This is a genomic window from Saccharibacillus qingshengii, assembly GCF_013185195.1.
Lineage (GTDB): Bacteria > Bacillota > Bacilli > Paenibacillales > Paenibacillaceae > Saccharibacillus > Saccharibacillus qingshengii.
Genome location: NZ_JAAZWC010000035.1, coordinates 18,728 through 37,786, shown reverse-complemented (window position 1 = coordinate 37,786; position 19,059 = coordinate 18,728). Strand labels below are relative to the sequence as shown.

The 19,059-nt window shown below is 58.4% G+C and carries 15 protein-coding genes; 5 read left to right on the top strand and 10 right to left on the bottom strand.

Annotated elements, in window-relative coordinates; genetic code table 11:
* Positions 1–35: 35 nt before the first annotated feature.
* From HRQ60_RS21020 to HRQ60_RS21010, 3 genes are all read right to left on the bottom strand, one after another.
* On the bottom strand, positions 36–1,637 hold the full coding sequence (locus tag HRQ60_RS21020) for an ABC transporter substrate-binding protein (protein ID WP_172199860.1): 1,602 nt from the start codon (positions 1,635–1,637) through the stop codon (positions 36–38).
* An 84-nt stretch (positions 1,638–1,721) separates the two neighbouring features.
* Positions 1,722–2,603: a carbohydrate ABC transporter permease gene (locus HRQ60_RS21015; RefSeq protein WP_172199858.1), complete on the bottom strand. Its 882-nt coding sequence runs from the start codon at positions 2,601–2,603 to the stop codon at positions 1,722–1,724.
* Positions 2,604–2,629: 26 nt separating this feature from the next.
* Positions 2,630–3,592, bottom strand: coding sequence for an ABC transporter permease (locus tag HRQ60_RS21010; RefSeq protein ID WP_172199856.1), 963 nt, complete (start codon positions 3,590–3,592; stop codon positions 2,630–2,632).
* 311 nt (positions 3,593–3,903) lie between these two features.
* On the opposite strand from HRQ60_RS21010, the gene HRQ60_RS21005 reads away from it, so the two are divergent.
* The 4 genes from HRQ60_RS21005 to HRQ60_RS20990 all read left to right on the top strand — a co-directional run bounded on the left by HRQ60_RS21005 (position 3,904) and on the right by HRQ60_RS20990 (position 7,105).
* On the top strand, positions 3,904–4,953 hold the full coding sequence (locus HRQ60_RS21005) for a LacI family DNA-binding transcriptional regulator (protein WP_172199855.1): 1,050 nt from the start codon (positions 3,904–3,906) through the stop codon (positions 4,951–4,953).
* 94 nt (positions 4,954–5,047) lie between these two features.
* Complete coding sequence (gene infC / locus HRQ60_RS21000; protein WP_172199853.1) at positions 5,048–5,521, top strand: translation initiation factor IF-3; 474 nt, start codon at positions 5,048–5,050, stop codon at positions 5,519–5,521.
* Positions 5,522–6,026: 505 nt separating this feature from the next.
* Positions 6,027–6,497, top strand: a complete 471-nt coding sequence (locus tag HRQ60_RS20995; RefSeq protein WP_172199851.1) for a pyridoxamine 5'-phosphate oxidase family protein — start codon at positions 6,027–6,029, stop codon at positions 6,495–6,497.
* Positions 6,494–7,105, top strand: a complete 612-nt coding sequence (locus tag HRQ60_RS20990; RefSeq protein WP_172199849.1) for a GNAT family N-acetyltransferase — start codon at positions 6,494–6,496, stop codon at positions 7,103–7,105. The genes HRQ60_RS20995 and HRQ60_RS20990 overlap by 4 nt, the downstream gene beginning before the upstream one ends.
* A gap of 297 nt (positions 7,106–7,402) precedes the next feature.
* On the opposite strand, the gene HRQ60_RS20985 is transcribed toward HRQ60_RS20990, so the two are convergent.
* From HRQ60_RS20985 to HRQ60_RS20965, 5 genes are all read right to left on the bottom strand, one after another.
* Complete coding sequence (locus HRQ60_RS20985) at positions 7,403–7,672, bottom strand: hypothetical protein (protein WP_172199847.1); 270 nt, start codon at positions 7,670–7,672, stop codon at positions 7,403–7,405.
* A gap of 68 nt (positions 7,673–7,740) precedes the next feature.
* Positions 7,741–8,706 carry a sigma-70 family RNA polymerase sigma factor gene (locus HRQ60_RS20980; RefSeq protein ID WP_172199846.1) on the bottom strand — a complete coding sequence of 322 codons (966 nt, stop codon included), beginning with the start codon at positions 8,704–8,706 and terminating at the stop codon, positions 7,741–7,743.
* A gap of 26 nt (positions 8,707–8,732) precedes the next feature.
* Positions 8,733–10,013: an NAD(P)/FAD-dependent oxidoreductase gene (locus tag HRQ60_RS20975; RefSeq protein ID WP_172199844.1), complete on the bottom strand. Its 1,281-nt coding sequence runs from the start codon at positions 10,011–10,013 to the stop codon at positions 8,733–8,735.
* 142 nt (positions 10,014–10,155) lie between these two features.
* A complete protein-coding gene (locus HRQ60_RS20970) occupies positions 10,156–12,009 on the bottom strand; it encodes an ABC transporter ATP-binding protein (protein WP_172199842.1) in 1,854 nt (617 codons plus the stop codon).
* Complete coding sequence (locus tag HRQ60_RS20965) at positions 12,002–13,807, bottom strand: ABC transporter ATP-binding protein (protein WP_172199840.1); 1,806 nt, start codon at positions 13,805–13,807, stop codon at positions 12,002–12,004. Before HRQ60_RS20965 ends, HRQ60_RS20970 begins: the two co-directional genes overlap by 8 nt.
* A gap of 312 nt (positions 13,808–14,119) precedes the next feature.
* On the opposite strand from HRQ60_RS20965, the gene HRQ60_RS20960 reads away from it, so the two are divergent.
* Positions 14,120–14,920 carry an SDR family oxidoreductase gene (locus HRQ60_RS20960; protein ID WP_172199838.1) on the top strand — a complete coding sequence of 267 codons (801 nt, stop codon included), beginning with the start codon at positions 14,120–14,122 and terminating at the stop codon, positions 14,918–14,920.
* A 162-nt stretch (positions 14,921–15,082) separates the two neighbouring features.
* Here the strand turns inward: HRQ60_RS20960 and HRQ60_RS20955 are convergent, their stop codons facing one another.
* Together HRQ60_RS20955 and HRQ60_RS20950 are read right to left on the bottom strand one after the other, a co-directional pair.
* Complete coding sequence (locus HRQ60_RS20955) at positions 15,083–17,455, bottom strand: glycoside hydrolase family 3 N-terminal domain-containing protein (protein WP_172199836.1); 2,373 nt, start codon at positions 17,453–17,455, stop codon at positions 15,083–15,085.
* A gap of 154 nt (positions 17,456–17,609) precedes the next feature.
* Positions 17,610–18,692 (bottom strand): S-layer homology domain-containing protein, encoded by a 1,083-nt coding sequence (locus tag HRQ60_RS20950; protein WP_172199834.1) that lies wholly within the window; start codon positions 18,690–18,692, stop codon positions 17,610–17,612.
* Positions 18,693–19,059 lie beyond the last annotated feature (367 nt).

Below are 19,059 nucleotides of genomic sequence, written 5' to 3'. Positions count from 1 at the left end.
CCTCCTATACGTTCTCTATGTGTACGTGCTTCTACTTAAGACTTCACGGCGCTCCGGTCGTAACCGTCCTGCCGGATCTTCAGCCATTCCTGCAGGCCGAGCCGATCGAGTTCCGCGAGGTAAGCGTCCCATTCCTGATCCGCTTTGCCGTTCTGGTACCATTCCGTGCGTTTGCGCAGCATGTACGGGAAGAGATCGGCTTCGATCGTGGAGAGCCGGTCCAGTTCGTCGATACTGAAAAAGACGTTCGGGTACGTGTTCTCCGCCTTCATATGCGGAACGAGCACTTTCTCCATCAGGTCCATCCGCCATTTAGCGTCGTCCGGCATCGTCGTGTACTTGCCGAAGTATTCGTCGAGAATCGCGAGCGGTCCGCCGATACTCGTCTTCTGGCGCAGTTCGACCGGCGCGGAGCCTTCGAGCGGCAGATGCTTCAGCATTTTTTTGGCTTCGTCGAATTCGAAGATGTTCTGCTGGGTCTCGTCGCCGTAAGTGCCCCAGTTGTTCTGCACGGATTGGATCGGATCATACAGCTGATCGACCCATTTCGCCGTCGTTTCCAGCTGCTTGTTCGTGCTGGTTACGACCATCGAGCCGCGGAAAAAGCCCATGCCGTTATTGCGCGTAACGTTGACTTCGCCGCTCGGTCCGGCGACCGGAGGCATCAGGTCGTATTTGTCGTTCATGCCGGTAATGTTCGCTTTGTCCCAAGTGAAATACAGGCCATAGCGGTCGTCTTTGCCTTTGGCGACATACGTATTCCAGTCCTGCTGGAACGATTCGATATCGACCAGCTTGTTTTTGTACAGGTCGTACACGTAATTGACCGCGTCCTTGTAGCCGGGTTCCGTGCCCGTGAAGACCACTTTGCCTTCGTCCGTCACGACCAGATGCTCGGGATTTTCGCCCAGGCCGAACGCGCCGAACAGGAACGTCAGGTTCTCGCCGCCCGGTTTGTCGATGAACGACAGCGGAATCTCGTCGGCTTTGCCGTTTCCGTTCGGGTCTTTCGTTTTGAACGCGGTCAATACTTCCTTGAGTTCATCCGTCGTCTTCGGCATTTCGAGGCCCAGCTTCTTCAGCCATTCCACGTTGATCCACGGCATGTCGTCGACCGACTGGATACGCTCTTTATCCGAACCCAATTCCTCGATCCACGGGAACGCGTAGATATGGCCGTCCGGCGCGGTGATCATCGAGCGGTATTCCGGGTGTTCGTCGAGCACTTTTTTGAAATTCGGCATCTGCTGGTCGATCACGTCTTCGAGCGGCACGATCGCTCCGTCCTTGGCCAGCTTGAGCAGGTCGTAGTCGCTGTACTCCGCGGCGAAGATCGCATCCGGCAGGTCGCCGCTGGCCATCGCCAGGTTGCGCTTCTCCGCGAACACGTCGCTCGTATAGCTGGTCCAGTCGATATGCACGCCGGTCTTCTCTTCCAGCCGCTTGACGACCAGCTTCTCGTTCGGATCGGCCGGGGCAAGCGGGGAACTTGAAGTCAGCACGCGCAAAATCGGTTTGCCGTCGGCGGTCTTCTGCGGCTCGGACGAACCGCCTCCGCAGGCGGTCACGAGCAGCACGGTGGACAGGGCGGACGCGGAGAGTGCTTTTTTCCAATGCGGCAGGCGAAGCTTTTTCATAGGGGGATTCCTCCTTGGGATGATGAACCTCGGTGAGCGGATGATCGGACATCGAACACGGGAACGGCGGGTCGTCAGGCGGTTTTATTTGAGGGAACCGACCATGACGCCTTTTTCAAAATACTTCTGGAAGAACGGATACATCACGATCAGCGGCAGACTGGAGACGACGATAGACGAATATTTGATCATCTCCGACAGGCGTTTGAGTTCCGCCATCGCCTGCTGGTCGCCGATCATGCCGGGCGCCGCCTGGTTCTGGATCAGGATCGAACGCAGTACGAGTTGGAGCGGGAACAGCTTGGAGTTTTCCAGATAGATCATGGCGTCGAAGTACGAATTCCACTGCCCGACAAACGCGTAGAGCGCCAGCACGAACATGATCGGCTTGGAGAGCGGAAGGACGATGCGCATGAAGATCTTCAATTCGGAAGCGCCGTCGACGTTCGCGGCTTCCTTGAGTTCTTTGGGAATACTTTTGAAGAAGGTCCGGGCCAGGATGATGTTCCACACGTTGACCGCCCCGGGAATGATGAGCGCCCACGGCGTGTCGAGCATGCCGAGCTGACGGATCAGCAGGTAGGTCGGAATCAACCCGCCGCCGAAGAACATCGTGATCAGGAACAGCGTCATGACGAGTTTGCGTCCGGCCAGCGTATCGTCGGCCAGCGCATATCCGGCGCAGACCGAGACGAGCACGGTGAAGATCGCGAACGCGCCGGCATACAGCAGCGAGTTGAAGAAGCCGCGGATCATCGCGTCGTTGCTCAGAATTTTGCGATACCCTTCCAGGCTCCAATCGGACGGGTTCAGCGACAGCCCCCGATTGAGCAGTACGGTGGGATCCATAAACGAAGCGACGATGATATACACGAACGGGACAACGACGACCAGTACGGCCAGCGTAAGGAACAATCCGTTCAAGACGAGCAGAAACCGGTCGAACGGCGTATTTTTGACAGTCATCGCGGTTCTCTCCTTTCCGGCAAGATTTAGTAAAGACCCTGATTGTCGTTGAGTTTTTTGACGACGAAATTCACGGTGAGCAGCAGAATCACGTTAATGAGGGAATTGAACAATCCGACGGCCGCCGAGTACGAGTAATCCCCGGACTGCAGGCCGACTTTGTAGACGTAGGTCGCGATAATCTCCGAAGACGGCAGGTTCATCGACGTCTGCAGCAGATAGGCTTTCTCGAAGCCGATCGACATAATGCCGCCCGCCGCCAGAATGAACACGATTGCCATGATCGGCTTGATCGTCGGCAGATCGATATGCCAGATGCGCCGCATGAGGCTCGCCCCGTCGAGGCTGGCCGCGTTGTGCAGCTCGGGGTCGACGCCGGCCAGCGCCGCGACGTAGATGATCGACGCCCAGCCGGCGGTTGCCCAGATGTCCGACAAGATGTACACCCAGCGGAAGTAGGCCGGATCGGTCATGAACATCAGCGGCTGGCCGAACACCCAGGTCGCGATCGCGTTGATCGGCCCCGTCGGGGACAAGAAGATGAACAGCATCCCGGCGATCACGACGACCGACACGAAGTTCGGCGCGTAGAGGAACAGTTGGATATTTTTCTTGGCTCCGGCTTTGCGCACCTGATTGAGCATCAGGGCAAGCAGGATCGGAATCGGAAAGCCGAACAGCAGTCCGTAAAAGCTTAATTTAAGCGTGTTCATAAAAATAACTTCGAAGTTGGGCGAGTACAGGAACTTCTCGAAATACTTCAATCCCGCCCATTCGCTGTTCATGATGCCCCGGATCGGACTGAATTCCTTGAACGCGATAATGGCGCCGTACATGGGTACGTATTTGAAAATCAGAGTCAATAAAAGCGCCGGTGCAAGCAAAAGGTACAGAAAGCCGTTTTTTTTGAACGTGCCCAGCCCGCTTTGAGCCGTCTTTTTGCGCTGCACCAATCGGCTGCCTTTTCCGCTCTCCGCCGAATTTTCCATTCCGCTTCCTCCATTCCTTGCTGATCGATTTGGTCGCGGTAAGTCGTAAGGGCTTACATTTAACATTTGACCTCTTCCGCGTTTACAATTTACCAGAGGTGAGGTTCATATGTCAACTTATTTTGTCAAAATATTTTTTACATTTGTTTGATCGATATTAGGTATTAATGCTTTTATAACTTTACATTTGTAAACTTTGGATTGCTATTCAGCCCTTATTACGATACATTTGACTATGTAAGCCTTATCTTCGCGCCGCCTGCGGCCGAAACTTTCCTACTCAACCGAACCGATAAAGGTGGACCGCATCCATGGCCAAAGAGAAAGTGACAATTCAACAGATTGCGGACGCATTGGGTATCTCCCGCAACACGGCTTCCAAAGCGCTGAACGACAGCGGAGGCATTCCCGAAGAAACCCGTGCCCGCGTGATCAAAAAAGCGATCGAACTGAAATACAAACAATTCGCCTATATGGAAAGCGAAGGTTTTCTGCCCAAAAAAACGGGCAATATCGCACTGCTGACAACCAATCTGCCGAATACGTCCCACTTCGGTTCCCAGGTCATCAGCGGACTGGAGAAAAAGATCAGTATGGAAGGGTACAATCTGTCGATCCATATCGTGCGGGACGACGAACGGGGCGAACGGGCGCTGCCGGTCAACTTCGACGCTTCCGGCGTGGACGGCATTGTCTGCATCGAGCTGTTCGATCTTGCCTACAGCCGCCTGCTGACCGAACTCGATATTCCGGTCGTCTTTATCGACTGCGCGGCGGACGCGGCTTATCCGGACTTTGCGGCCGACGTCCTGCTGATGGAGAATGAACACAGCACCTACCGTATGACGCGCGGACTGATTGAAGACGGCTTGACCGAAATCGGATTCGTTGGCGACTTCAACCACTGCAAAAGCTTCCACGAACGCTGGGCTGGCTGCGGGCGCGCGCTCGCGGATGTGGGTCTCAAACTCTCCCGCGAGCAGTCGATTCTCGATGAAGACCGCTTCTTCCTGTTCGAGACCGACTGGATGGATCGGCGGCTGCGGCAGATCGACAAGCTCCCGCAGGCGTTCGTCTGCGCGAACGATTTTATCGCCGTCCGCTTGATGCGGGCGCTCAAGAACCGCGGCTTGAACGTCCCGGCCGACGTGCGCGTCTGCGGCTTCGACGATTCGCCCGAATCGCAGATCGTGGAGCCGCATCTGACAACGGTGCATATCTACAGCAGCGATATGGGTGTCAAAGCCGGCGAGATGCTGCTGTCGCGTATCCGCAATCCGCAGCAGCCGCACCAGGTCACCCACTTATACACCCAACCGATTTTCCGGGAATCGACGGTGGGCGGACCGCGCAGGGCTTGACGCTTCGGCGTAACTTTCCGGTGCCGGGCCGCGTTTACTCTTCGAAACGTTCAGCCGCACCGAACAAACCTTCAATGAAACGGAGCCTTCTTCCATGATCAAAAACGAAAAAATCAAAGCCGCCGAAGTCGACGTGACCGGCGTGAACGGCGAAGCGCTTGGTGTAATGGCGACAAGTGCAGCACTCAAACTGGCGCGGGAGCTTGGCGTGGATCTGGTCTGCACCTCGCTCTATTCCAGTCCTCCTCCCTGCTCCCTGATCTCTTCCGGCAAAGCCAAAGAAGCCAAGCAGCAGGAGAAAAAAGCGGCCCGGACGTCCAAAGTCAAAGAAATCCGGCTGACCGCCAACATCGAAGAACACGATTACGAGACCAAAAAGAACCAGGCACAGCGCATTCTCGAAGGCGGAGATTCGGTCCAGTTTGTCGTCAAAATCTCCGGCAAAGAAGGCCCAAAAGCCAAAGAACTGCTGGAAGAACTGCTTCGCGATCTGCAGGGAACCGGCACGAAAAAAACCGGCATCCAGGTCAGCGGCAAGCAGGCTGCGGTGCAGGTGGATCCGGTATAGGCGAACGCCGGCGGGAAACCGGAAGCGGGGAGCCTGACGCCCGGGTAGGCAGACGCGGGAAACGAGACTCTGGGAATCGGGCGCCGGGTCTGGCGGACGCAAGCAACCGGGCTCGGGGAATCAGGTTCGGAGATCGATGGATTCGGGAAGCCGCTGCAGGCGATTCCGGGGAGGCGGACGGTAGTGCTCGAGGTAGACTGGCATGCTAGGGATAGACAGCCGACGTCCTCCGCATAAGCTTCCGTGCAACCTTCTGGGCGAGAGCGTTCTCACAACCTCCCTCAGCGAAAACAACTGCGCAGAGGCATCTATTTCCCTCCTGATCCTCTCTTTTCGCCGAATAAATGCGTCAGAACCGTTATTCGACGAATCAGAGCATGATTAGTCAGGAAAAGCTGAAATTAACTGTTCGGAGAACGTTATTTTGTCATTTGCCCACGTAGAAAGGGGAAATAACAGTCGTGAGAACGTTATTTTCGAAAATAGACATAAAGGAAGTGACGATATGAACACCGGCAGTCTCCCCCGATTGAACGATACGCTGTATGCGCTGTTGGGCGGAACCGATCTCGGCGAAAAAACGCATATCGCGATGACGCTGCATACGGTCGACGAAGAAGGCTACCCCCATCAGGCGATGGTCAGCGCCGGCGAAGTATGGGCGGAAGAACGCAGCCGCCTGCGCATCGCGCTGTGGATCGGCACCGGCACGACGGCCAATCTGCGGCGCAGCGGCCGGGCACTGCTCGCGGTCGTATACGAAGGCCTATCGTATACGGTGCGTCTGCGCGCCGAAGCGCTGCCGGAGCTTGCGAACGCGAGGCATCCGCGTGCGCGATTTACCGCGGACGTGCTGGACGTCCGCGCGGACGCCGCCAAATACGCGGATCTGACCAGCGGCATCACGATCAAACTGCATGATCCGCAGGCGGTTGTCGAACGCTGGGAAGAAACCTTGGAGGAATTGAAGCAATGAGTGAACAAACAAGCAAATCCGCCCTATTCGATTTCAAAGAATTTCCGCGCCTCGAGACCTCCCGGCTGCTGCTGCGCGAAGCCAAGCCGGCAGACCGCGACGGGCTGTTCGCCATGTACGCCGACGAAGAAGTGATGCGCTACATGCCGCTTAATCCGTTTGAATCGGTCGAAGAAGCGGACGACGAACTGGGCTGGCACGCCCGCATTTTCCGGGAAGGCACCGGTATTCGCTGGATGCTCGAAGACCGCGATTCCGGCGCATTTGTCGGCACCTGCGGCTTCCTCGGCATTGAGCGCGAGCATAACCGGATGGAGATCGGCTACGATCTGGCGCCCGCTTTCTGGGGCAGGGGTCTGATGCCGGAAGCGGTGCACGCCGCCCTGGGATTCGGATTCGGTCCGCTCGGTGCGAACAAGATCGAAGCCCGGGTCGACCCCGGCAACGCCGCTTCGATCCGCCTGATGGACAAGCTCGGTTTCACCCGAGAAGGCCTGCTGCGCCAGCACGAATACGAGAAAGGCCGTTACGTGGACCTTGCGGCTTACTCGATGCTGAAGAGTGAATACGAGCCGAATCCGGTTTTGAGTTTGCTACAAAAAGGCTGACTTCTGCCGATTCGCAAAAAGAGACCGCCTTTGCCGATGCAAAGGCGGTCTCTTTTGATGAACCGGTCCTCTAAACGATTCTCCAGGACCTTGATCCAGATATCGGAAGATTAACCGCGCTTAGAACGTCCGAACGTTCAAGCGCGTTCCCCAGCTTGAGCCGTACGCTTGCGAATCTCGAATTCCGCGTCTTCGGAAATACGCTCCGCGATCCAGGGATTCGATATCGTTCCGTTCGACATTGGATGGGACCGGCTCCTCAAAGATGGCCTGCGGCGTACATGAGATGTCTTTTCTTTACTGCCCGTATCCGTCCGTGCCGCCGCGGTACTTCGCGTAGGCCGCGTAAGCGATATAGGCGACCGTCAGGATTGCATACGCTATTCTCGCATAATCCAACCAATCGCCGGCTGCGGCCATTCCGGCAAGCGCCGATACCGCCACCAGCACGACGATCATCAGACCCGCATTTTCTACAAAATGATATTCCGCTCCGTCGCGCTTCAAACGGTAAGCCACAAATCCTGCCGAGAGCAGCATCAACCCGAGCATGACATAAATGAGCAACCTTCATTCCCTCCCCGCCGTCTATACCTTTCATTATAGAGTATTTCGGAGCGAAGAAGCGGATTTCGTCAGCTGCCGGCCCGGCCGATTTGCTCCAGCTTATCGGGATTGCGCACGATATACACGGCGCAAATTCGCCCGGCCGAAGATTCGATCAGCAGAGCCGTATCAGGCTGCCCCGCTACCGTAAACACAAGACCCGGCTGGTCGTTCATCGGCAGCAGTCCAAACTCGGCTTCCGGCCCGGACACAGAACTTTCTGGCATCCCCGGCCGGTCCGCCCTTTCCGAGATCCCCGGCGATCCCAGCGAATCGGCCGCTCCGGCGAACTTCCGGGCCAATCCGCCCAGGAAAGCCGCTACCGCCTTCGCTCCGACTATCGGACGAACCGCCGCCGAGACCTTGCCTCCTCCGTCGGAGCGCAGCGACGCGTCCGGATGCAGCAGTTCCAGCATGCCGGTCAGGTCGCCGGTGCGCGCCGCGTGCAGAAACTGCAGCACCAGCGGTTCGGCATCGCCCGTAGGCATCAGTCCCTCAGGTGGCTGCGCCGCTGCGATCTTCGGCCGCAGGCGGGTCATCGTCTGCCGACAGGCCGCTTCCGAACGGCCTGTCGCTTCGGCGATCGCTTTGTAATCGAAAGCGAAAGCTTCCCGCAAAATGTAGACGGCACGTTCTACCGGATCGAGCGTCTCCAGCAGCAGCAGAATCGCAAAAGACACGCCTTCTCCCTGCAGATAGGCCGCCGCCGGATCATCCGCTTCGACCGCAATCGGCTCGGGCAGCCACGGGCCGATATAAAGTTCTCGCTGCAAACGCAGCCTTTTCAGGATATCCAGGCAGCGGTTGACCGTCATTTTGCATAAATAGGCTTTCATATGTTCTTTGTCTCCGGGCGGTTTCTCCTCCAGACGCAGGAAGACGTCTTGAACGACGTCTTCGGCATCCGAAGCCGTCCCGAGCATCCGATAAGCCAACGAGAACAGCAGCGGACGATATTCGCCGTACAGCTTCTCCCGATCTACGGAAACAACCATGCCTACCCCTCCTTTTCTTAACGGCTTTAATCCGGCAGCAGGTCCACCAACTTCCAGGTATACCGCCGCGCCAGCAGGCCCAGCGATCCGGTCAGCACGATATCGCGGCCCTGCAGACGCGTCCAGGCGAAACCCCGTGCGGGGCCAAGCGATGCGCAGAGTACAAGCGGCGCAGACCGGTAAGCCGGTTCGGCGCGCCCTTCCAGATCGGCGCGGATCGCTTTGGCCAGCCATTTGGCTTGGGACGTCCCTTCCCGGCAGCTCATTCCCTCGACGCGGCCGGTCGCGGGATCGACGATCCGGGCGCAGTCTCCGGCAGCGTAGCAGCCGGCCCATCCGCCGATTCGCAGCGAAGCATCGACGACGATCCGGCCGACTTCGTCGACCGGAAGTCCCCACTTCGCCGCCGCGGGACTCGCCTGCAGTCCAAGAGCCCATACGCACAGATCCGCCGGCAGGCTCTCGCCGTCTTCAAGCTCCAGCCTTCCGCCTGCGAAACGCACAGCCCGGCGTCCGTGCAGCAGGCTCACACCCGCCGCGCGCAGCTCCCGCTCCAGACGCTCGCCTACCTCCGCCGATGCCTGCGGCAGCAGCCGCTCCCCGCTGTCGATCAGCGTCACGACGGGATGGTCCGCCGTCAGTCCGCGCCCGCGCAGGCGGCGGCGCAGCTCGTCGGCCAATTCGGCCGCCATCTCGATGCCGGACAGTCCCCCGCCCACCACGATAGTCTGTACAGAGCGGCTGTCCGCCTCAACCCCAGCGGTCTGCCCTGCCGGTCTTTCTTCGCTCTTGATGCCCTGAATCCCGCCGACCTCCAAGGCTTCAAGCGCTTCGCGGATCTTGTCGGTTTCTTCGGGGTTCGATAAATCGAATCCGCCTCGTTCTTCTCCGCCGGTTCGGGGAACGCTTCCGGTCGCGATAACCAGCCGATCGTAAGCCAGCGTCTCGCAGCGTCCGTCCGGCCGCTTCAACTCCAGCTGCCGCTCCGAAGCGTGAATGCCGAGTACGTCCGCCTGCAGAAATTCGATATCGCTTTTTGCCAGATTGGCAAACGGAATCTTCGTTTTCTCCGGATGAACGGCTCCTCGAAACAGCAGCACTTTGCGCAAATGGTCCGCATTCCGGTCGATCAGAATGAGTTTGGCCTGAGCGGCTTTTCCTTTTCGCTCCGCATTTGGCACCGTCTGTCTCTCTCCTGTTTTCAACGCGTGGACCCTCAGTTCCTTTTTTAACATGAAAAGGGTCTGCAGACCCGCGTAACCGCCGCCGATCACGACGATTACCGGAATTTCGTTCGGGTTGTTCATGGACATCTCTCCTTTGCCGCCAGTCTGCCCATGAAACGATTGACGGAACCTTTTTGTGACAGCACGCCCTAGAAGGTCTCTCCATCAAAAAGCCGCCTGCCCATCTTCCGATGGACAAACGGCTGATTTTTTTCGGTTTGGCTCAATCTCCCGCTTCTTCCTGCATACCCTGACCGTTGTACAATCCGCTGTAGAAGCCGCCCCGTGCGAGCAGTTCGTCATGCGAACCGTGTTCGAGCAGGCCGCCGTCTTTGAGGACGAGAATCTGGTCGGCCTGACGGATCGTGTTCAGCCGGTGGGCGATCACGAAGCTGGTACGTCCTTTCATCAGACGCTGCAGCCCCTGCTGGATCTTGATCTCCGTCACCGTATCGATACTGCTGGTCGCTTCGTCGAGAACAAGAATCGCCGGATCGGCCAGCATCGCCCGGGCAATCGCCAGCAGCTGCTTCTGCCCCTGGCTGATTCCTCCGCCTCCGTTGTTGAGAATCTTGTCGTAGCCGCCCTGCAGACGGACGATAAACGAATGGGCATTGGCCAGCTTGGCCGCTTCTTCGATTTCCTCATCCGTCGCATCAAGGCGCCCGTAGCGGATATTCTCGCGGATCGTGCCTTCGAACAGGAACGTATCCTGCAGCACGAATGCCATATGCGAGCGCAGATTCTCCCGCTGGATACTGCCGATCTCGCGGCCGTCGATCGTGATCCGCCCGCCGCTTGCGTCGTAGAAGCGCGACAGCAGCTGGATCAGCGTCGTCTTACCCGCTCCGGTCGGCCCGACCAAGGCGATCGTCTCGCCGGGTTTCGCTTCGAACGAAATATCCGACAAGGTGTTCGGACCTTCGTCGTACGCGAACGAGACATCTTCGAACTTGACGGCGCCTTCGATCTTGTCGAGCTTCGTCGCGCGGCCTTCGTCTTTGCTTTCGACTTCTTCGTCCATGATCTCGAAGACCCGCTCCGCGCCGGCAATCGCCGACAGCAGCGTATTCCACTGGTTCGCCAGATCGTTCAGCGGCCGGGTGAACTGACGCGCGTATTCCACGAATACGATAATGACGCCGATCGTCACCTGGCCGTTGATCGCGAGAATGCCGCCGATCCCCGCGACCAGCGCGAAGCTCAGATTGTTCAGGCTGTTCATCAGTTTCGGAATCATGCCGGAGATCGTCTGCGCCCAGAAGCCCGACAAGCGGATCCGTTCATTACGCTCCGCAAATTCGCGCTTGACCCGGTCTTCCTGGGAGAACGCTTTGATAATCCGCTGGCCCGACAGCGTCTCTTCAATATAACCGTTCAGATCGCCCAGATTGCTCTGGCGCTCCTTGAACAAAGGGCCGGTCCGCCGCGTGATCCAGCGCATGCCGATCGCCATCAGCGGAACGACGATAAACGTCAGCAGCGTCAGCAGCGGGCTGAGCGCCAGCATCACGCCAAGCGTCCCGAACAGGATCAGGATGCTGGAGAAGATCTGGATCGCCGAACTGTTCAGCGTTCCGCTGACATTTTCCATATCGTTCGTGACCCGGCTCATCAGCTCGCCCTGCTGGCGTTTGCCGAAGAACGGAATCGGAAGCTTGTGCAGATGGGAAAACAGATCGACCCGCATCCGGTAGACCGTCTCCTGCGCGATCTCGATCATCCAGATGCTCTGCAGGAACATGGTCAGCGGGCTGAGCAGATAGACGGCGCCGAGCACCACCAGGAACAGCCCCCAGCCGAGGCCCCAAAAGGTCCTGTCGCCGCTCAGATAATCGTCGACCGCCACTCCGATCATGTACGGACCGAGCAGCGACAGAATCGAGCTGATCAGGACCATGAACAGGACAAGCCCCAGTTTGAGTTTGCGGCGGGCCAGGTATTTCCAGATCCGCACAAGCGTCCCGGACATATTCTTGGCCCGCTTTTTCTTCTTGTATTCGCCGCTTGCTTTCGTCGGGTCCGCGATGACCGGCGGCCGCGGCTGTCGGAAAGCTTCGGTCAGTGCATTAGGCATGCAGGGCTTCCCCCTGTTCGTATTGGGATTCGTGGATATGGCGGTACAGCTCCGAAGTGCGCATCAATTCGTCGTGCGTACCTCCGGCAATCAGACGCCCTTCGTCCAGCAGCAGAATCAGATCCGCCGCCCGGGTCGAACTGATCTTCTGCGTAATCAGGAACGTGGTGCACGAGATATCTTCCAGCGCTTCGAGCAGACGGCTTTCGGTCGCCAGATCCAGGGCGCTCGTACTGTCGTCGAGGATCAGGATCGCGGGACGGCGCACCAGAGCGCGGGCGATCGACAGCCGCTGCTTCTGGCCGCCGGACAGATTCACGCCGCGCTGCCCGAGCAGGGTCTCGTACCCGTTCGGCAGCTTCTCGACCGTGTCATGGATCTGGGCGATCTTCGCCGCTTCTTCGATCTCTTCGAACGACGCTTCTTCGCGGCCCCAAGCGATATTCTCCCGAATCGAACCGGTGAAGAGCAGAACTTCCTGAGGCACGTAACCGATACTTCGGCGCAGCAGATTCGTATCCCATTCGTCGATGCTCCGGCCGTCGATCCGGATCTCTCCTTTGTCGCGGTCGTACAAATGCGGAATCAGCTGTACGAGCGAAGACTTGCCCGAACCGGTAGCCCCCATAATGGCGACCCGCTTGCCCGCGCCGATCCGGAATGAAATGTCTTCCAGCACTTTGATCTCGCTGGTCGGATATTTGAACGCGACGCCGCGGAACTCGACGGCTCCTTCGACCACGGCGTTACCGGTACCTCCGGCAGCCTGCCGGCTCCGCTCGGCCCGGGATGCGGCAAACGCCTCAGCCGAAGCTCCGTTCTCCTGCCCGTACGCGCGGTTCTGTTCGAATTCCCCGTTCTGCGTATCGAGCACTTCCTTGACGCGCTGCGCCGAAGCGCCGGCACGCGAGAAGGTTACCGCGATCCAGGAAAACGCGGACAATGCGCCGATCGTACGCAGGGCATAGTTGGCGACCGCGACGACTTCGCCGACGGTTGCGCCGCCCGCGGCGATATCCGCGCGGCCGAACCACAGCACGGCGACAATCGCGGCGTTCATCACCAGCATGATAAACGGCATCGTCGTCTCGGTCAGGCGCAGCGCGGATACCGTATTCTTCATCAGCTTGCCGCTGGAAGCGGCGAAGCGTCCATTCTCGTGCTTCATACGCACAAAGACGCGGATCAGGCGAATCCCGGTCAGATTCTCCTGAATCACGCCGTTAACTTTGTCGAGGCGCTTCTGCACATTCTTGAACATGGACCCCGCCCGGCGCATGATCCACAACACGAATACCAGAAGCAGAGGCACGGTCAGGGCGAGCAGCAGCCCAAGCTTGAAGTTGACGACCATCGCCATCACGACGCTGCCGACCACCACAAGCGGAACGCGCGTCATGAACCGCAGGCTCATGAAGATGGTGTCCTGCAGCTGCGTCACGTCGCCGGTCATCCGCGTGATGAGCGACGAGGTGGCGAAGCGGCTGAAGACGGAATACGAAAACGATTGCACTTTATCGTACAGCGTCTCCCGCAGATCGCTGGCGAAGCCCTGGCTTGCGAACGAAGCGAAGAACGAACTTGCGATCCCGGCAACAAACGCAAAGACCGCGCCTACGATCAGAATGCCGCCCCACATCCAGACGACGCCGAGATCCGAATTGGCGATCCCGTCATCGATAATCTTCGAGATCAGATAAGGCTGTGCCAGCTCGACGGCAAGCTCGATCACCATCATCAAGAGCGCCAAGAGAGAAGCGGCACGGTACTTTTTGAGAAAAGCAAAAACCAACGACATGATCATTCCTCCGACCTGTACAGCAGTAATGGCAAAAAACGAAACGGCCTATTCCGGCGGACAACCCCACAAGCATCAGTTCCAGTATACCGGATTCGGCCGGTATCCCCCCGATAATCGTTAACCTTTTTACAAATATCTGCGTATTCTCTTACCTATGGCATATGTTAAAAATTATTTACCCTTCCCTTAGACGGAATAACTGACTTCGAGGCAGAAAGCTAAAATTTTGTATATTTATACGTGATTGACCTTTTTTTGAACGGGTAACTTTTAAAAAGATCAAGAAATCCGTCAAAAGGAGTGTATCCCATGTCCAACTCTGCAAGAATGAACGGAAAAGTCTCTGTCGTCACGGGAGCCGGTTCGGGAATCGGACGGGCCGCCGCGCTGCGTCTGGCCGAAGAAGGTGCCCGCGTCGCGCTGATCGACCGCGATTCGCAGTTCGTCGAAGGCGTACGGGCCGAGATCGAAGCCGCGGGCGGGCAGGCGATCGCGCTGACGGTCGATATCTCCGCACCCGCCCAATACCGCGAAGCGCTGGAGCAGATCGTGTCCGAATACGGACGGATCGACACGCTGTTTGCCAACGCGGGCATTCTCGGCGTCGTCGGACCGATCGAGTCCATCGAAGACGACGAGTGGGACGAGACGATCACGAACAATGTCAAAGGCACGTTCACAAGCGTCAAATACGCGATTCCCTATCTGAAAGAAGCCGGCAAAGGCAGCATCGTACTCACCAGCTCGCTCAGCGGAACCCGCGTCTTTTCGCAAAAAGGCTTCTCCGCCTACAGCACGTCCAAAGCGTCGATCGCCGCATTTGGACAGATGGCCGCGTTCGAGCTGGCCGCTTCCAATATCCGGGTCAACGTCGTCGCGCCGGGCACGATCGACACGAATATTTTCAGCAGCGAAGACAAAGAACCGGAAGCGGACAAGATGAACACCAAACCCGTCGAATATCCGGAAGGTACCGTTCCTCTGCCCGAAGGCAACGGCAAGCCGGAGCAGGTCGCGAATCTGGTGCTGTTCCTCTCGTCGGAAGAATCCGACCATATCAGCGGTGCCGTGGTGCATATCGACGGAGCGGAATCGCTGTTTGTAGGCTGACAGGCAGCAGCGGCCTACAAGTGCGGCCTGCCCATGCCCGGCTCCTGCGGGCTGCGCAGGTCTGCCGAAAAGCGGCTGCCTGTCCAGCTTGGGTCACCAGGCCGACAACAAAAACGATGCCTCCGAAGTAACGGGGCATCGTTTTTGGCGTGTCGCGTCTATCTAGCGGATCGTCACGGGATTCCCGAACACCCGCCGTCCAATCTCCCGCTTTCCACCGTCAAAAGCAAGCTTGAACGTCTCTTCCGCCTTGATCTCCTGCGACGAGAAGCCGAGCATCACGTCGAGCTGCACGTTCTCGAGGACAAGCTTCAGATCGCGGTCGTGGTAGCCGATCGAATCGTAGGCAATCTCGAGCCCAAGCGTCACCCGTTCGCCGGCCGGGATACTTACCCGTTTGTACGCTTTCAGTTCGCGCTCCGGCTGCAGGACGCTGGCGTATTTCTTGCGGACGTATACCTGCACGACCTGATCGCCCGCGCGCTGTCCCGTATTCACCACGTCTGCCGTCACCGAGATGCCGTCCGCCGTTTGTTCGAACCGGATATTCTCCGCTTCGAAGCTCGTATAGCTCAAGCCGTAGCCGAACGGATACAGCGGCGCCAGATCCATCTCCAGGTATTTGCCGCGCCAGAACTGCTTGTGTCCGGTCGCAAGCTGCGCGTAATGCACCGGCAGTTGGCCGAGCGCTTTGGGCAGCGTAACCGAGAGTTTGCCGCCCGGGTTGTAAGCGCCGGTGAGCGTCTCCGCGATCGCTTCGGCTCCGCGCATCCCCGGTTTCCATGCTTCGAGGATCGCGTGCATCGACTGGCTCTCTTCGAGCAGTTCGAGCGGACGCGCGTTGCACAGCACCAGCACGACCGGACGGCCGGTTGCCCGCAGCGCACGAAGCAGCTTCTTCTGTTCGTGCGATAAGCAGATCTCTACGCGGTCCGTCGATTCCCCGCTGTCGTTCTCGCGTCCCATGCCGCTCGTGTCGCCGCAGACGGCGATGATGACGTCGGCGTCCCGCGCCGCCGCGACCGCTTCTTCGATCTGGTCGAAGTCGGCGTCGCCGTTATAGTCGGTCGTATCCTTGATGCCGGTCTTGTAGACCACTTCGGCGTTTGGCAGCGCGCTCTGCAAAGCTTCGTATACGGTCGGCATATCCGGATGGTACAGGTCTTCGTAACGGGTTTCTTTTTTCTTGAAAAAGAGCGTCCGGGCCAGTACTTCTTCTTCGGTCAGCCCTTCGGAGTGGTAGTACATGTCTTCGATATGGGCCGGATACGAATAATCGCTGGAGCCGAATTCCTTGACGTGGGCGAGCGGTCCGATCACGGCGACTCTGCGCAGGGAAGGATCCAGCGGCAGAATGCCGTCTTCGTTCTTCAGCAGCGTCATCGTGCGCAGCGCCATTTCTTTGGACAGTTCCACCATATCCGGCGTGCAGACGGACGAATCCACGGCGGTCTCATCCACGTAAGGACGGTCGAACAGACCCAGGCGGAATTTGAGATCCAGCACTTTGCGCACCGCCGAATCGACCAGCTCCTGATCCACTTCGCCTTTTTCCACCAATCCCCGCAGATATTTCTCGAACATGAAGTCCAGCTCGCATTCGATCCCCGCTTCCAGTGCAAGCCGCACGGCTTCTTCCTGGGTCTCGCAGTATTCCTGGAACGACTGGATCAGCTGGATTCCGTTGCCGTCCGAGACGGTCAAGCCTTCGAAGCCCAATCGGCCCTGGAGCATTTCGCGCAAAATAGGAGCCGACGCGTGCACCGGAACCTGGTCGATTTCGTGATACGCGGCCATGACCGACAGCGCGCCCGCATCGCGGATCGCCGCTTCGAACGGTACCGCGTATTCGTCCAGCAGCTCGCGGTCCGTCACATGCACGGGTCCGCAGTTGCGGCCGCCGTCGCTGATCCCCTGGGCCACAAAATGCTTGAGCGTCGCGATAATGCCCTGCGTCAGATCGTCCGACTGCAGCCCCTGCACGTAGGCCGTTCCGTATTGGCTGACCAGGTACGCATCTTCGCCGAACGATTCTTCGTAGCGGCCGTAGCGGTGGTCCCGGATCACATCCACCACCGGCCCGAGCGCCCAGCGTTCGCCGGTCGCGATCATCTCGCGGCGCATGGCATCGGCCATCCGGCGGATCGGTTCTTCGTCGAACATGGCGCCGGCTCCGATATTCTGCGGGAACAGCGTATGATTGCGGCTGAGTACGCCCGATGTCGCTTCGGTCATGAACAGCACCGGAATGCCGAGCCGCGTCTCTTCCACGAAATGTTTCTGGATCGTATTCATCACGCGGGCCATCTCTGCCGGCAGCAGGTCGGTCGCCCCGCCGATCCGGCTGATGTAGCCGCAACCGTGCGGGACATTCCGGTTCGTCAGTTCCGCGGAAAAAATAAAGTTCTGTACGTCGGAGATCATGCTGCCGGTTCTTGCGGAAGTGAGCTGGGCGATCTTCTCCTCCAGCGTCATCTGATCGATCAGATCGTTCAGGCGTTCTGCGGTCGGTCTGGATGCGTCTTTGTACGTCATTCGGTGGTGAGCCCCCTTTGGATAATAAGCCATAAGTCGACAAGAATGTAACCGCCTTCAATAACTGCGTCCATTATATAAACCCTTTTCGAAAAAAGCTACGCGCAAGCAAAAACCGCCTCCGGAAGAGGCGGCCCTGCGTCCAAGCTCCCGGTTAAGGCAGCGTAATATCGTCTTCGACTTCGAACGGCGTCAGGAAAGCATCTTCTTCAAGCAGCGGTGCGATCATGGCGGCCATCTCGCTGCGAGTGACCTTTTTGTTCGGGTTCAAGGTGCCGCTGCTTGTCGCTTCGATCAGACCCGCCGCATACGCGGCGCCCACATCGTCGAGCGCCCAAGTCGGGATATTGCCTACGCCGCCCAGTCCTTCGGGCAGCGGCTGCGATTCCAGATGCGCGGCGCGCGCCACCATCGCCGCGGCTTCGGCGCGGGTCACCGGCTGTTTCGCTCCGAAAATCTCGCCTTCCAGATACCCGTCAAAGATACCTGCCGCGGACAGGCCGCCGACATAACGAATCGCCCAATCGGGAATCGGATCCGTGAAATAGACGTCGAATACACTTCCGTTCGCGTTCATGGAGCGGCCGAGAATCACCGTGAAATCGGCGCGGCCGATTTCAGCCAGCGGACGGAACTTGCGGTCTTTGGACGGCTTGACGATCTTCTCGTTGTACAAGGTCAGGATCGCTTCCCGGTTCGGGTCTTTTACGATATCGTAGAACGGATCCGGGGCAGCGGGAACGGGAGGCTTGGCCGGTGTAACAACCGGTCCTGGGCCGGTCGAAGGCACCGGAGGCTTGGCTGGCGTACCGGGTTGGGCCGGTGTTCCGGGCTGCGTCGGTACCGGACCCGGAGTGCCAGGATCGGCCGGCGGTTCCGGATCTGCCGGCATCTCATCCTGCTCCGGCGTCCAATCGGCCGGTCGTTCGCCGATGAATTCCACCGGTTCTTCCGAAGCGCTATCCGGCGATTCCGGTCCGGCAGCAGGCGGCGTAGGTGTGCCGGTCTGCGGAGCCGGAGCGGCGGATGGAGCCGGCACGACAGCGGCCGGCGTTTGCGGGGCCGGCGACGAAGCGGGCGGAGCCGGCTGCGCGGGGTCAGGCGTTATCACGGTGCCGGATACCGAGGTTGTTTCCGCCTTGGCGGTTGGCAGGCTCAGCGAGGGGGCGAGCAGCAGTGCCGCTGCGGCGAGAAACAGAATACGTTTGCGTACCTTGCGGGTGGTCGATTGGTGCATGTTCGATTTCTCCTCCTTGTGCAGCCCGATTCGATCAACGGGCCGTTCAGACTATTGGATCAAGCGGCTGTCGATTGCGGGGCATACGCAGGGCCCAAATAGGACCTTGTCAACACTAAAGGTAAGGTTACGCTCCCCTGAGATTTCGTACTTGAATCGTGTACGAAGTCTCCGACGGAATCGCACCTAAAGCGTGTGCGTTTCAGGAAAACGTCAACCTCTGATTAAGAGTTGAAAGGGTACTAGGGTCGGCGCATTCGCGTACACTCCAGAAAGCCATCATTCCCTCTATTACCTTACAAAAAAATGCCTTGGGATGCAAAACAGGAAAGATCGCCCTTTCTTGTACAAAAGCAGCCAAGCAGGC